This is a genomic window from Pseudomonas sp. S2_B10, from assembly GCF_054668425.1.
Genome location: NZ_CP162768.1, coordinates 652,205 through 666,364 on the forward strand (window position 1 = coordinate 652,205; position 14,160 = coordinate 666,364).

Genomic DNA, 14,160 nt, shown 5'->3' on the forward strand with positions numbered 1-14,160 from the left:
GAGCAGGCTCGCTCCCACAGGGGATTGGGTCAGACCAGTTCCAGCGCGGGTGCTGGCTCGACGGCTGCCACCGCAAACCGATCCGCCAGAAACGGCGTGATATCCAGCGGCAAGGGCTCGTCATTCACCAGTTTATCCAGCAGCACACCGGTAATCGCCGAGGTCAGAATGCCGGTGCGGAAGTGCCCGCAAGCATTCAGATAACCCTCGACCCCACGCATCGGGCCGAGGATCGGCAACTCATCCGGCGAGCCCGGGCGCAATCCCGCCCAGGTGCGCTTGAGGTTGACGTCCGCCAGCTCCGGCAGACAGCGCACCGCGCCCTGCACCAGCCCGGCGATTTCCGGGTAGGTGGTGGTGACGTCGAAGCCTTTGTCTTCGGTGGTGCTGCCGATAAGGATTTCGCCGTTGTCCTTTTGCGCCACGTAGCAATCGCTGGTGGTCAGGCAGCCGTTGAGGATTTTCGGCATGCGTTCGGTCAGCAGAATCTGTCCTTTCACCGGTTTCACCGGAATGCGAATCCCCGTGGCCCACTCACTCAGATCCGCCGCCCAGGCACCGGCGGCGTTGATCAGCGTCTTGCAGTGGAACACCCCCGCCTCCGCCGTCTGCACGCCGGTCACGCGAGTGCCGTGATGCAGCACGCCGGTGACGTTGGTGTTGACGAAGATATCGACGCCGTTCTGCCGCGCGCCTTCCATATAGGCATCAGCGAGGCGGAACGGGCTGACCTGATGGTCGCAGAGAAACTCCAGCGCCCCGCGCGCCTCATGGCTGACGCTCGGCTCCGCCGCGCGCAACGCCGCCTGATCGAGCCAGCGCACTTGATCAGCCAGATGCGGAATGCAGCCGACGATGTGCTCGGCGTAGAGCCGGTCTTCATCGTCATAGATCACGAATTTCAGCCCGGTCTTCTCGAACTTGCAATCCATGCCGTGATTGTCTTTCAACTCGCGGTGCAACGCCGGATAGAGCGCGTTGGACTGCAAGGCAAAATCGAAAAACGACGCCGGCAAGATATGCGGCGTACTGGCGTCGACCGCCACCGCTGCGCCCTGGGTTTCGCGCTTGCGGTTGGCCGACATCATGCGAAAGAAAATCACCCCGCAGCCGAGGCCGACCGACTCGCCGATCGCCCACAAACCGCCAGCCGAAGCGCGGGTCGCGTTGCCGGGGCGCTTGGCGTCGATCAGCGCAACTTTCAGATTTTTGCGCTTGGACAATTGGTAGGCGCAGGAGGCGCCGATCACTCCGCCACCGGCAATGACCACGTCGTAGAACTTACTCATGGCAAGCGCCCTCCTTGCCGAGGGACTGGAACGCGGAAAACGGCACCGGATCAATCGGGAAGCGCGGGCGCAACCAACCGACATCCTGACGTCCGGTGGCCTGGCGCAGGCGATCGCTGCAATAGCCGACGCACATCCGCCCCTGGCAATCGCCCATGCTCACGCGGGTGCGCATTTTCAGACTGGCGATGTCTTGCACACCCTGCTCCAGCGCCAGATCGATGTCGGCGCGGGTCGCATGTTCGCAGCGGCAGATCACTGTGTCGGCCGCAGGCAAAGCAATCTGCCCGACACCGCGCTCGGTGTAGCGATCCACCGCCGCACGAAAGCGCACGATGGCTCTGAGCTTGCTCGCGTAACGATCGCGGCGCACCCGGGCCAGCTCGGTGTCGAGCACACCGCGTTGCAGCAGGATCGAAGTGGCGGCGATCTTGCCGGCGAGCATCGCCGCTTCGCCGCCGCGGATCCCGCCCATGTCGCCGGCCAGATGCACATGCGCCACGCTGCTTTGCTGCCAGACATTGGCATTGGCACGCAGGTAGCCATCGGCGCTGAAGCCGTGATCAAGGCCCATCTGCTGGCTCAATTGCGTGCGCGGAATAAAACCGTAACCCACCGCCAGCGTCTGCACTTCGAAACGCTCGACCCGCGACAGATCCGCCTCCCACGTCGACGAATACGGCGCGACGCTGACGCTTTTCAGCTCGCCGTCGCCATGGGCTTCAACCACGCCCCAGCCATAGTTCATGGGGATGCCGTGCAGCTTGAGGTAAGCGAGCATGCTCAAGCCGTCGAGGAACAGCTGCGGTTTGTTCAGCAGCGCCAGACTCTCGCGGGCGATCTTGCCGAACGCACACGCCTCGTAGACGCCAGCGACACGCACGCCGGAGGCATGCAACTGGGTCGCAACCAGCGGCAGCAACGGCCCGGTGCCGGCGATGATCACCGGCCCCCGCGGCTTGACCACACCACTCTTGATCTGCAATTGAAGACCACCGAGCAGAATCACTCCCGACAACGTCCAGCCGGGGAACGGCACACTGCGTTCGTGACATCCAGCGGCTAACAGCAGTTGCGGATAAGCGATCTCGTGCAGTTGCTCATCACCGTCGAGCACCACCACTGCGCGGGTGCCTTCGGCGCCGACCACGCGATGGTTGAGGCGCACGTCAATCAGCCCCGATTGCTGCTGAAATTCGCCGTGCAGTTTGTCCAGTGCTTCGGAATAACGCGGGCCGAGATAATCCAGTTGCACACCATCACGCAGCGGCCCGCGATAGACCACGCCGCCGAGGCGCGAAGCCTCTTCGAGCAAGGTGCAGCGCACGCCGTGGCGCGCCAGTTCGATGGCCGCCGCCATTCCCGCCGGCCCGCCGCCGACAATCAACGGTTGCAGGCTCATACAACCTCCTGCCCGACGACGCGGTTGACTTGGGTTTCAATCAGCATGCCGTCGCGCACCACGGTCTGGCAGGCGCGGCGCTTGTGCCGACCGTTGATTTTCACCAGACAGCACTGGCATACGCCCATGCCGCAATAGGCGCCGCTGATCTGATCGTGATCGTTGCGTGCGATCTGGCGCACGCCGAGGGACTGGATGACGCTGAGAACGGTTTCGCCGATGGCGGCGCTGACCGCTTGGCCATTGATGTGCACGGTCATGTCCGCCTGCACCAAGGGCTGGATATCGAAGGTTCTTTCTAGGCAGTTCATTACGGTGTTCGTCCGTGAAGATTCAGTTGAGGTTGTGTCAGCTCCTTGCCGCACTACGCCTCGTCGACGCTTTTTTATTGCTGTGTTTTCAACGTCGACGCGGATACTTCATCAGCGCAACAAGGTGCGCGACAAGCACTGTAGCTCATACCTCAGCAAAGGCCTGGATCATTTACGGTAGGCGATATCGCCAGGCGAAATATTGATCCAGGCCAGTGAAAATGGCGGGATGGAAACGGTTAGTTGGAGAAAACGAACTGGCCCCGCCGAAAGCAAAAAGCCGCTTTCACCCAAAGATGAAAGCGGCAGAGGCATCCTGCCTCAGAGGGATCAGTGTACGAACAGGGCGATCAGGATGATGATCGGGATCGGTACGCCGAGGAAAAACAGCAGTAATGAGCGCATGGTGACTCTCCTTTTTAACGGACCGGAGTGGTAGTGGTGTAGGTGTCGACTTCAACGTACTCGACTGCATCGCGACGACGACCGCCGAAGGTGGCTGCCAGGCTGGCGAAGAACGCACCGGCCAGCAGCGCGACGAACATCCACAGCGAGGTGTAGGCCGCGACTTTGGCGGCGGTATCGGCCGCTTGCTGAGCTTTGAGTTTCGCGTCAGCGATGGCTTTCTGGGTGTTGGCGTAGATTTCGTCGACACGACGTTCAGCATCGGCCTGGCTCAGATTGGTACGTTGCGATACCAGTTGTGCGAGGTAGGTACGGTCTTCGGCGCTGAGCTGACCGTTGGCCAGGCTTTGCGTGAAGATGCGGGTCACAGTGCCGCGTGCAGCGTCATCGCTGACGGCAGCAGGACGATCATCGCGGAACAGGCTGTCGACGAAGTAGCCGTACTGATCGCTGTCAGTATTGGCTGCGGCAGAGCCGGCGGCCTGGCTCATCGCACCGGCAGCACCGCCGACTACGTTGGCACCCGCCTGCACACCGCCACTTACGACGCTGCTGACCGAACCGACCACCAGCACAGCGGTCACCAAAGTAGCGACGCACCAGGCGAGGAAACCATGTGCGGTGTCGCGGAAGTAGACTTCGTCACCGTGCATGTTGGCCCACTTAACGCGCAGACGGCCGGCAATGTAGCCGCCCATGCCGGAAGCGATGATCTGCGTCACCGCCAGCCAGACGATCGTTGAAATGCCCAGGCCCTTGGCGCTGACGCCTTCTCCGGCCCACGGTGATACAGCCGAAAAGCCCAGGCCAAACCCGAGCAGCACCAGAATCATCGACAGCGCGGCGGCAGCCGCAGCACCGGCGAAGATCGCGCCCCAGGACACGCCTGACACGCTGCTCGACTCTTCCAAGGCAGGATAATAGCCATCAGGGGATCTATTCATTGTTGTAGTGCTCCAGGCATGAAAAATGGTGTTACAAGTCGTCGTGTGAGGAATTGCAGTGACCGTGCCAGCCGCACACTTTTAATAAATCCTTTTCTTTCAATGAGTTACAAAACTTGAACTTCCTCGGACCGTGCAAGTTGCAATAAAGCGCATCCGATTGCGGGTTTTCTGCATTAACCAAAGCGTGGCAAATCCGATCAGTTCCGATTCACCTTCGCGACGAAGATGAAAGTTAATTTAAAGCGTCACGGTAAATTCTTGGCAAAATGCTGCCATTCCGTTTGAACCGATCAGCAGGCCTGCCTATGACTCGTATCTTGACCATCGAAGACGACGCCGTGACCGCGCGGGAAATCGTTGCCGAACTGAGCAGCCACGGGCTGGATGTCGACTGGGTCGACAATGGCCGCGAAGGCCTCGACCGCGCCGTGAGCGGCAACTACGACCTGATCACCCTCGACCGCATGCTGCCCGAGCTGGATGGTCTGGCCATCGTCACCACCCTGCGCACCATGGGCGTGGCGACGCCGATTCTGATGATCAGCGCCCTCTCCGACGTCGATGAGCGCGTACGCGGCTTGCGCGCGGGTGGCGATGACTACCTGACCAAGCCGTTCGCCACCGATGAAATGGCCGCGCGGGTTGAAGTGTTGCTGCGCCGGCAGAACAGCGTCGCCACCCAGGCCACAACGCTGAAAGTCGCCGACCTCGAACTCGACCTGATCAGCCACGAAGCCCGCCGCGCCGAGCAGGTGCTGACGCTGTTGCCCACCGAATACAAACTGCTCGAGTTTCTGATGCGCAACAGCGGCCAGATTCTCTCGCGGATGATGATTTTCGAAGAGGTCTGGGGTTATCACTTCGACCCGGGCACCAACCTCATCGACGTGCACATCGGCCGTCTGCGCAAGAAGATCGACGCAGCCGGCAACGTTCCGCTGATCCGCACGGTACGGGGCTCGGGCTATGTCATTGCCGAACCCGTCTGACGGCTGGCGCTCCTCCAGCAGCCGCTTGCTGGCACTGTACAGTTCGCTGTTCGTGGCGTGGAGCGCGATCCTCATGGGGGTCATGTATTACGAGGTGTCCGGCTACCTCGACAAACTGGCCAAACATTCGTTGATGCAACGTCAGCACCTGTTCTCGCATTTTCGCGGCGAGCAACTCGAAGACGCCCTCGCGGCCAGCATGACCTTCGATATTCGCGGTATCGACGCCTATGGTCTGTTCAGCGCTGACGGTGTTTACCTGGGCGGCGCACTCCAGCAAATTCCCGAAGGACTGCCGCTGGATGGCAAGATCCATATGCTCGCCGAGTGCGCCGATTCCGATGACCCGACCCTGCCGAGCGACAGCTGCGATGCCGTGGCCACGCAAACCCGTGACGGGCGCTGGCTGGTGCTGCTGCGTGACAACGGTTCGCTGTTCGCGGTGACGCGGATCATTTTGCACGCGCTGTTCTGGGGGGTGTCGCTGACGATTATTCCCGGGGTCGCCGGTTGGCATCTGCTGCGGCGTCGACCGTTGCAGCGCATCCGCGCGATCCAGAACAGCGCGCAGGCCATCGTAGCCGGTGACCTGACGCACCGCTTGCCGCTGTCCAATCGCCGCGATGAACTGGACATGCTCGCCGCCATCGTCAACGCCATGCTTGAGCGCATCGAGCGCTTGATGAACGAGGTCAAAGGCGTCTGCGACAACATCGCCCACGATTTGCGCACGCCGCTGACCCGCCTGCGCGCGCAGTTGTATCGCATGCAGCAACAGGCCGGCGAAGGTTCGCAAGAAGCGGCGCAACTGGACTTGGTACTGGCTGAAGCGGATACGCTGATGGCGCGCTTTCGCGGTTTGTTGCGGATTTCCGAGCTGGAGGATCGCCAGCGCCGTTCAGGTTTCGTCGAACTTGATCCGGTGCGTTTGCTGGAGGAGTTGCACGAGTTCTATCTGCCGCTGGCCGAGGAAGGCGATCTGCGTTTCCAGTTGAACATGCCGGAGACGCTGCCGCCGCTCAATGGCGACCGCGCACTGCTGTTCGAAGCGTTGGCGAACCTGTTGAGCAACTCGATCAAATTCACCCCGCCCGGCGGCACGGTGATGTTGCGTGGGGTCAATGCCGGTGGGGAGACGCGGATCGAGGTGCACGATTCAGGGCCGGGGATTCCCGAGGCGGAACGTGAGGCGGTGTTCCAGCGGTTTTACCGCACCGAGGGTGGCCAGCCGCAGAGTGGTTTTGGTCTGGGGTTGTCGATCGTTGCGGCGATAGTCAGCCTGCACGGCTTCAGTCTTGAGGTGGGCGGCAGTGATTTGGGTGGGGCGAAACTGGTGCTGGATTGTCGGCAGAGTTTGATCAGTCAGGCCTGACGTCTCGCGCCGATCGTTCCCACGCTCCGCGTGGGAATGCCTCAAGGGACGCTCCGCGTTCCGGCTTTCGAAATGGGACGCAGAGCGTCCCGGGCTGCATTCCCACGCAGAGCGTGGGAACGATCGGCGTCTCAGGTCGGGTAATTCGCCCGCAAGGCTTCGAGCCCGCCCTGGTAGATGCCGTTGAACAGCGCCACCACTTCTTCATCGCTCACGCCGACCGCATTGAAGCGCCCCGACCACGTCACCCGCGCGCCATGCCCTTGGGCTTCAACCTTGATCGTCGCCAGGTAATCGCTGGCCGGAAACGGTGCCTGTTCGATCGAATAGCTGTACGTTCGGGCAGCGTTGTCGAAAGTCTGCAGACGTTCGACCACTACGCCGCCGTCAGCGGTGTGCAGGGTGCGCACTCGCCCGCCTTCGCTCAGTTCGCTGTTGGTGATCAACGGCAGCCAGTCCGGCAGCGTGTTGAAGCCGCCGATCAATTGCCAGACCTGATCGGCCGAGGCCGGGATGTCGATGGTTGCGGATGCAGTTGGCATAAAACCTCTCTTTTGGAAAATTCAGATAGTCAGGCTGTCGACCACACCGCCATCAACGCGCAACGCTGCGCCAGTGGTGGCCGAGGACAGCGGTGAAGCAATGTAAGTGACCAGATGCGCCACTTCCGAAACATCCGCCACGCGCTGAATGATCGAGGTCGGACGGGCCTTGCGCACAAAGGCGTCGGCTTCGTCGCGCAGATTGCGCCCGGACTCGGCGGCCGCGTCCTTGAGCATGTCCTGCAGGCCATCGGTGAAAGTCGGCCCCGGCAGGATCGCGTTGACCGTAACACCGGTACCAGCCAGACGTTTGGCCAAGCCGTGGGACACCGCCAGGTTGGCGCTTTTGGTCACGCCGTAATTGAGCATGTCCGCCGGCGTCGCCACCCCGGATTCCGATGACAGAAAGATCACCCGGCCCCAACCCTGCTCAACCATCGCCGGCACATAATGCCGCGCCAGGCGCACGCCGGAAATCACGTTGACCTCGTAGAAGCGCGTCCACTCGCTGTCGGGAGTCTCGAAGAAATCGACGTCGTTGAAGATGCCGAGGTTGTTCACCAGAATGTCCGCGCGCGGTTCGGCGGCGAACAGCTTTTCCGCACCCTCGGCCGTGCCCAGATCAGCGGTCAGACCGCGCAACTGCGCGCTGGGCACGGCTTGGCGTATGCTCGCCAGTGCCTGCTCGACCTTGGCCGTGTCGCGACCGATGACCACCACCGTGGCGCCGGCTTCGGCCAGCGACTGGCTGATGCCCAGACCGATGCCGCCGGTACTGCCGCTGACGATGGCCAGTTTTCCACTCAGATCGATCTTCATGCGTTTACCTCATTAGCAAGGAGTTCCACCGCGCTCGACTTTAGCGACGATTTCACAAGCATGGATCAGCGTAGTTGCGATATTGCCGGCATGGTTGAGCTGCCGACCGGTGACGGGGATGTTGTTTGATCGACAATCCCCTGTGTCTGGCAGACCGTAGCCCCTCACCCTGGCCCTCTCCCGGGGGAGAGGGAACCGATCGAGTTGTGCTGAGTTTGCCCTCGACCTGAAAGACCATAGCGATTATGGATTCAGAGAAGACTTTTCAAGTCGGCGTATTACCTGAATATCCCCCGGTCAGTCCCCTCTCCTTCCGGGAGAGGGCTAGGGTGAGGGGCATTTCGGAACAGATCAGATTTCCGTCAGACGAAGCAAACCATCGGCGCCGACGCTGACGCCGATGGCATCGTAACTGGCCAGCGTCGCATGCGCCGTTTCGATCGGGTGCTGGTGCGTGGTGGTGATGATCATCAACGCCGCGCCCGCCGCTTCCGCAGCCTGAATGCCAACCGTGGCGTCTTCAAAAATGAGGCAATCCGCTGGCTCGACACCGAGCTTTTTCGCCGCCAGCAGATACCCCGCAGGATCAGGCTTGCCAGCCTTTACATCTTCCGCCGTGATCATGACCGCCGGCTCGGGGATACCCGCCGCCGCCATCCGCCGCAACGCCAGATCGCGAGGCGCAGACGTCACCATTGCCCAGCGATCTTTCGGCAGAGCGTTGAGAAATGCCGCCGCCGCAGGGATCTCGACAATGCCTTCAACGTCATTGATTTCCGCTGCGGTGATGAACGCCGCTTGTTCATCGGCATCCACTCCCGGCAGATTCAGCCGGGTGATGGTGTCGATCGCACGTGCGCCATGGATGGTCGGCAAAAACGTCTCGACATCAACACCATGACGCACCGCCCACGCTGACCAGATGCGCTCGGCGGCGGCGATGGAATTGAGGACGGTGCCGTCCATGTCGAACAGGAACGCGCCGAATGCGCGATCAAAAACCGATGCTTGTGCAGACAAAAGAACAAATCCTCTGACAGTTGGCCGGGCAGCCTGGCCCGGCAATGTAGCACTTGTCAGTGCAACTGCGGGGCCTTGGATTTGAACGCACTTTCCACACAGTCGAGCAATTGACCGATCGCCCACGGCTTCTTGATGAACGCCACCGAATGCTTGACCCCGGAGGTCTCGGGCGTCTCGTAGCCGGACATGACCATCACCGGTTTTTCCGGCCAGCGATCGCCGACCAGATTCGCCAGGTCGGCGCCGTTAAGCGTGCCGGGCATGGTGATGTCGGTCAGCAATAGCGCGACGTTCGCCGCGTGTTCTTCCAGATACAGTGAGGCGGCGTCGGCGCTGGTTTGCGGTTCGACCTTGAACCCTTCCTCCTGAAGAATTTCGCAAAGAAACTCCAGAATCAACGGATCGTCCTCGACAACCAGAATCAACCCGCCAGGAAGGTGCGCGCTCGACGTAGGTGTAGGGCACATGAACAGCACTCCCCCGAATTACATTTTTGATAAGCGGTTTTGAATCCGCTGCTTATCTGGTATGAGCAGCGCGCCCTGTAGAAATTCATTTTTGATACAGAGGATTTCGCCAAGGTGTTGTTTTTCGAAGCGCAGCGCCCATCGAATCCCCTCATTTGTGGTTAAAATGCCGGCCCTTTGCCTGGCCGATCCTGATCCATGAACCCTGAAGCCCTCGCTACCCTCCACGCTCATTTGCTGCCCGCACTGGCGGCGGCGCCCAGCGAAACCCGTCGTTTTTTTCACGGGCGCGGGCGCTGCTGGCCGGGGTTGGAGCAGTTGACCGTGGACTGGTTGCAGGGCGTGGTGCTGGTGTCGCTGTTCAAAGAACCGGCGCCTGAGCAACTGCAGGATCTGCGGGATTCGCTGCTGCAACTCGCCGCCTCGCCCCAATGGCAGCAATCCGGCGCGCACACTTTGCTGATCCAGCATCGTTATCTGCCGCAGAGCACGGCCGAATGGCTTATCGGCGAGGAAATCGAAGAAATGACCATTGTCGAGGGCGGCTTGCAGTACCGCGTCGACCTGGGTCGCAAGCAGAACACCGGACTGTTTCTCGACATGCGTTACGGCCGCAACTGGGTGCGCGAACAGGCAGCGGGCAAGCGGGTGTTGAACCTGTTCGCTTACACCTGCGGCTTTTCCGTAGCGGCAATCGAGGGTGGCGCCAGCCATGTGGTGAATCTCGACATGTCCCGTGCGGCCCTGAGCCGAGGGCGTGACAATCACCGCCTGAACGGCCACGACCTGAGCAAGGTCAGCTTTCTCGGCCACGACCTGTTCAAATCCTGGGGCAAAGTGATCAACAGCGGCCCGTACGATCTGGTGATCATCGACCCGCCGTCGTTTCAGAAAGGCAGCTTTTTGCTGACCAAGGACTATCAACGCGTATTGCGCCGCTTGCCGGAACTGTTGACTGCGCAAGGCACAGTGCTGGCGTGCATGAACGATCCGTCGTTCGGTTCCGACTTTCTGATTGAAAGCGTGACCCAGGAAGCGCCAAGCCTGCGCTTCGATCATCGGCTGGACAACCCGCCGGAGTTTCCCGATATCGATCCAGAGAGCGGCCTGAAAGCCCTGATCTTCCAGCGCAGCCACTAACACAGCGTAAGTTCACCTGTGGGAGCGAGCCTGCTCGCGAAAGCGCAGTGTCAGATAACAATTTTGTTGACTGATACACCGCTTTCGCGAGCAGGCTCACTCCCACACAAATTCTGCGTTGGTCACAAAGACGTCGGCCGCAGCACCAGCGCAAACAACTCACCATGCCCGGTGACGTTGAGCTTGTGATAGAGATTACGTCGATGCACTTTCACGGTCTCCGGCGAAATCCCCATCTGCTGGGCCATCGCCTTGCTGGAAAAGCCCTGCAGGATCAGACGCGCCGTGTCGATCTCGCGCGCGGTCAGCCGGGCATCGAAACGGTCCAGCAGCGTCGCCAGATCACCTACCACCGCGTCAGCCACCGGCCCTTGCGGCGGCAGCAACTGCATGTGGCGATGCATCGCCGCCAATACCCAATCACGAATGCACAACAGTCGGCCCTGCTCGGCCATGCCAAACGCGGTCGAGCGGCCCAGTGACAAGCCGAGTACCGCGCCTTCGACGTTGATCAGAAACTGCAATTCATCCTCGCCCACCACGGCACGAAAGTAGCTCTGGTAATACTCGCTGTGCAGAAACTGATCCGGCGCAACAGAGGCCAGGCTGTGCAGGCCGTCGCTGATCCCGCTGACGGCGGCTTGATAGAACGGATCGAGCAGGTACATGCCGGCGGTATAACCGGCCAGCTCCTGCTGGTCGTCCACGCCCCCCTTGCTGTCGAAGTCGATCAGCAAACGCGGCGGCTGGCCGGGCTGCATCAGGGCGACGAGGGCATTGTCCAGCGGCACCAGCAGGCGCAGGGTGTCGACCAGCGCGCGCCAGAAACCGTCCTGCCCGAGGTGGGAAAATACCCGCGCCAGACTCTGATGCACCGGCAATTCCTGCAACAACGCGTCCACGCACTACCCCTTTCGAGTAACCCATGATGGGAATGGGGCTGGTGTGACCGGCCCGCTAGCCTGACCACTCCAGTTCATCACCGGCCTGCGACAGGCCAGGAGTGCCGCATCATGCGTCGTCACCGTGGATCTATCAACCCGGGCCTGCTGGCCTGTTTTTGTCTTTCCTCGGTTGCCATGGCGGCAGACGAGCCGAGCGTGCATGTCTACAACTGGTACGACTACATCGGGCCGAACACCCTGCATGATTTCCAGCGCGACAGCGGCATCCAGCCGGTGTACGACACCTTCGACAGCGCCGAAGTGCTCGAAGGCAAACTGATGACCAGCCGCAGCGGCTACGACGTTGTCGTGGCGAGCAACTTCAGCCTGCCGACCCTGATCAAGGCCGGCGCCCTCGCCCCTTTGCCTCGCGATCAACTGCCAGGCTGGCAGAATCTCGACCCCGAGCTGTTGAAGAAACTCGCGGTCAACGATCCGGGTAATCAGTACGCCGTGCCTTACCTGTGGGGTACCAACGGCATCGGCTACAACGTCGACAAAGTCCGCGCCGCGTTGGGTGACAAAGCGCCGGTGGATTCCTGGGAGTTGCTGTTCGACGAAGCCAATCTGGCCAAACTGAGCGAGTGCGGCGTGGCGATGCTCGATTCGCCGTCGGAGATGCTGCCGGTCGCCCTGCATTACCTGGGTTTGCCGCCCAATAGCACCGATCCCGAGGACTACAAAAAAGCCGAAGCACTGCTGCTCAGGCTGCGCCCGCACATCGCCTACTTCAACTCTTCGAAGTTCATCAGCGATCTGTCCAACGGCAATATCTGCGTGGCGGTTGGCTGGTCCGGGGCGATGCTCGAAGCCAAGACCAACGCCGAGCAGGCCAATAACGGCGTAAAGATCGCCTACAGCCTGCCAAAGGAAGGCGCGCCGGTGTGGTTCGACACTCTGGTACTGCTCAAGGACGCGCCCAATCGCGCCCAGGGCCTGGCGTTTATCGATTACCTGCTGCGGCCGGAGGTGATCGCGCCGGTCAGTGATCACTTGTCATACCCGAATGGCAATCGCGCCGCGACAACGCTGGTGGCAGCAGCAACTCGCGACAACCCGGCGGTCTACCCGTCCCCTGCCGCCATGGCCACTCTCTACACCCTCGAACCCTTGCCCAAAGCCGCCGAACGTGTGCGTACGCGGGTGTGGAGCAAGGTCAAGAACGGCCAGTAGTCCGCGCGAGAAATCTGCCTGCCTCATCCGAGCGGTAAGCCGCCCGACCTTTTGAATCAAGAGACTGAACCTTATGAATCCGCGTGCCCGTGATCTCGATATCCTGATTGGCCAGATGCAACCCGGCCCGCTCAATGCCATCACCGATGTGCCGGGCGTGCGCGTCGGTCACAGCAATGTACGCGGTCGCAGCAGCAGCGGCCGTGACATCTGCACCGGCGTCACGCTGATCGAGCCGCGCCCCGGCTCGACCTGCCAGAAACCGTGCTTTGCCGGCGTGCATGTACTCAATGGCAACGGTGATGCGACCGGGCTGGAATGGATTCGCGAGGCCGGTCTGCTGACCAGTCCGATTGCCTTTACCAACACCCACAGCCTGGGTGTGGTGCGGGATGCGCTGATTGTGCTGGACCGTGAGCAACAGCCGGATGACGGGCGGCTTTACTGGAATATGCCGGTGGTGCTGGAAACCTTCGATGGACTGCTCAATGACATCAACGGCTTTCACGTTAAGCCCGAGCATGTCGCCGAGGCACTGAACGGCGCCGTGGACGGCCCGGTGCGCGAAGGTGCGGTGGGTGGTGGCAGCGGCATGATCTGCCACGAATTCAAGGGTGGCATCGGCACCGCATCGCGCCGTTTGAGTGCTGCCCAAGGTGGCTGGACCGTTGGCGCGATCGTGCAGGCCAACCACGGCATTCGCAGTGAACTACGCGTCGATGGTTACCCGGTCGGGCGCTATATGGAACAGAAGGACTCACCGTTTCTGCGGGCAGCGTTGCCGCACCCGGGCATGGGCTCGATCGTCGTTTGCCTGGCGACTGATGCGCCGCTGCTGCCCCATCAATGCACGCGCCTGGCGACAGCGTGCCAGCCTGGGCCTGGCGCGTACCGGCGGCGGTAACGAAGACCACAGCGGCGACATCTTCATTGCCTTCGCCACCGGCAATGATCACGTCCCGCCTGCCGCTTACGAGGCTAAACGCGCAGCCACCTGCGACGGCTTGCGCATGGTCAACAACGACCACATCAGCGAGCTGTTTCTGGCCGCGACCGAAGCCGTTGAAGAAGCGATCATCAATGCCCTGCTCGCCAGCGACAGCAGCGAGGGCAACGGTCATTCGGTGCCGGGCCTGGATGCGCAGACGCTTCTGGCGGCGCTGAAAAAATCCGGTTGGCCGGGATCGCGTCCGGCATGAACCGGCATTGTGCAGGGACGACTGGCGGTACTTGAGTCGTCCATTGCACGCTCCCAGGATGAAGCTACGCGGTGCCTGGATTGATCCGGCGCTGCGTAGGCGTGGGTGTACTGACTCCCAATCAAGCCCAAGTTCTGC

At 61.3% G+C, this 14,160-nt stretch carries 13 protein-coding genes and 1 pseudogene; 5 read left to right on the forward strand and 9 right to left on the reverse strand.

The window, feature by feature from the left end; translation table 11 throughout:
* Positions 1-29 precede the first annotated feature (29 nt).
* The 4 genes from hcnC to AB4O45_RS02805 all read right to left on the reverse strand — a co-directional run bounded on the left by hcnC (position 30) and on the right by AB4O45_RS02805 (position 4,351).
* Entirely contained in the window at positions 30-1,289 is a 1,260-nt protein-coding gene (hcnC, locus tag AB4O45_RS02790; protein WP_056789007.1) for a cyanide-forming glycine dehydrogenase subunit HcnC, read from the reverse strand.
* A complete protein-coding gene (gene hcnB, locus AB4O45_RS02795; RefSeq protein ID WP_375122360.1) occupies positions 1,282-2,691 on the reverse strand; it encodes a cyanide-forming glycine dehydrogenase subunit HcnB in 1,410 nt (469 codons plus the stop codon). The genes hcnC and hcnB overlap by 8 nt, the downstream gene beginning before the upstream one ends.
* Complete coding sequence (locus AB4O45_RS02800; protein WP_056789002.1) at positions 2,688-3,002, reverse strand: (2Fe-2S)-binding protein; 315 nt, start codon at positions 3,000-3,002, stop codon at positions 2,688-2,690. The genes hcnB and AB4O45_RS02800 overlap by 4 nt, the downstream gene beginning before the upstream one ends.
* Before the next feature lie 419 nt (positions 3,003-3,421).
* On the reverse strand, positions 3,422-4,351 hold the full coding sequence (locus AB4O45_RS02805; RefSeq protein WP_056788998.1) for a hypothetical protein: 930 nt from the start codon (positions 4,349-4,351) through the stop codon (positions 3,422-3,424).
* Positions 4,352-4,659: 308 nt separating this feature from the next.
* Between AB4O45_RS02805 and AB4O45_RS02810 the strand changes: the two genes are divergently transcribed.
* Together AB4O45_RS02810 and AB4O45_RS02815 are read left to right on the forward strand one after the other, a co-directional pair.
* Positions 4,660-5,343 (forward strand): response regulator transcription factor, encoded by a 684-nt coding sequence (locus tag AB4O45_RS02810; protein ID WP_056788996.1) that lies wholly within the window; start codon positions 4,660-4,662, stop codon positions 5,341-5,343.
* A complete protein-coding gene (locus AB4O45_RS02815; protein WP_460161043.1) occupies positions 5,321-6,715 on the forward strand; it encodes a sensor histidine kinase in 1,395 nt (464 codons plus the stop codon). The genes AB4O45_RS02810 and AB4O45_RS02815 overlap by 23 nt, the downstream gene beginning before the upstream one ends.
* Before the next feature lie 131 nt (positions 6,716-6,846).
* On the opposite strand, the gene AB4O45_RS02820 is transcribed toward AB4O45_RS02815, so the two are convergent.
* The 4 genes from AB4O45_RS02820 to AB4O45_RS02835 all read right to left on the reverse strand — a co-directional run bounded on the left by AB4O45_RS02820 (position 6,847) and on the right by AB4O45_RS02835 (position 9,566).
* Positions 6,847-7,257, reverse strand: coding sequence for an SRPBCC family protein (locus AB4O45_RS02820; protein WP_305381047.1), 411 nt, complete (start codon positions 7,255-7,257; stop codon positions 6,847-6,849).
* Between the two features lie 21 nt (positions 7,258-7,278).
* Entirely contained in the window at positions 7,279-8,076 is a 798-nt protein-coding gene (locus tag AB4O45_RS02825; protein WP_423521393.1) for an SDR family NAD(P)-dependent oxidoreductase, read from the reverse strand.
* A gap of 351 nt (positions 8,077-8,427) precedes the next feature.
* Complete coding sequence (locus AB4O45_RS02830; protein WP_431078063.1) at positions 8,428-9,096, reverse strand: HAD-IA family hydrolase; 669 nt, start codon at positions 9,094-9,096, stop codon at positions 8,428-8,430.
* A 56-nt stretch (positions 9,097-9,152) separates the two neighbouring features.
* Positions 9,153-9,566, reverse strand: coding sequence for a response regulator (locus AB4O45_RS02835; RefSeq protein ID WP_056788985.1), 414 nt, complete (start codon positions 9,564-9,566; stop codon positions 9,153-9,155).
* Between the two features lie 198 nt (positions 9,567-9,764).
* On the opposite strand from AB4O45_RS02835, the gene AB4O45_RS02840 reads away from it, so the two are divergent.
* Positions 9,765-10,706, forward strand: a complete 942-nt coding sequence (locus AB4O45_RS02840) for a class I SAM-dependent methyltransferase (protein ID WP_460095113.1) — start codon at positions 9,765-9,767, stop codon at positions 10,704-10,706.
* Positions 10,707-10,828: 122 nt separating this feature from the next.
* Here AB4O45_RS02840 and AB4O45_RS02845 read toward each other — a convergent pair whose 3' ends face one another.
* A complete protein-coding gene (locus AB4O45_RS02845; RefSeq protein ID WP_460161044.1) occupies positions 10,829-11,608 on the reverse strand; it encodes a helix-turn-helix transcriptional regulator in 780 nt (259 codons plus the stop codon).
* A gap of 111 nt (positions 11,609-11,719) precedes the next feature.
* Between AB4O45_RS02845 and AB4O45_RS02850 the strand changes: the two genes are divergently transcribed.
* Together AB4O45_RS02850 and AB4O45_RS02855 are read left to right on the forward strand one after the other, a co-directional pair.
* Positions 11,720-12,823, forward strand: a complete 1,104-nt coding sequence (locus AB4O45_RS02850; RefSeq protein WP_460161045.1) for a polyamine ABC transporter substrate-binding protein — start codon at positions 11,720-11,722, stop codon at positions 12,821-12,823.
* Between the two features lie 73 nt (positions 12,824-12,896).
* Positions 12,897-14,022, forward strand: a pseudogene (locus tag AB4O45_RS02855) (DmpA family aminopeptidase).
* Positions 14,023-14,160 lie beyond the last annotated feature (138 nt).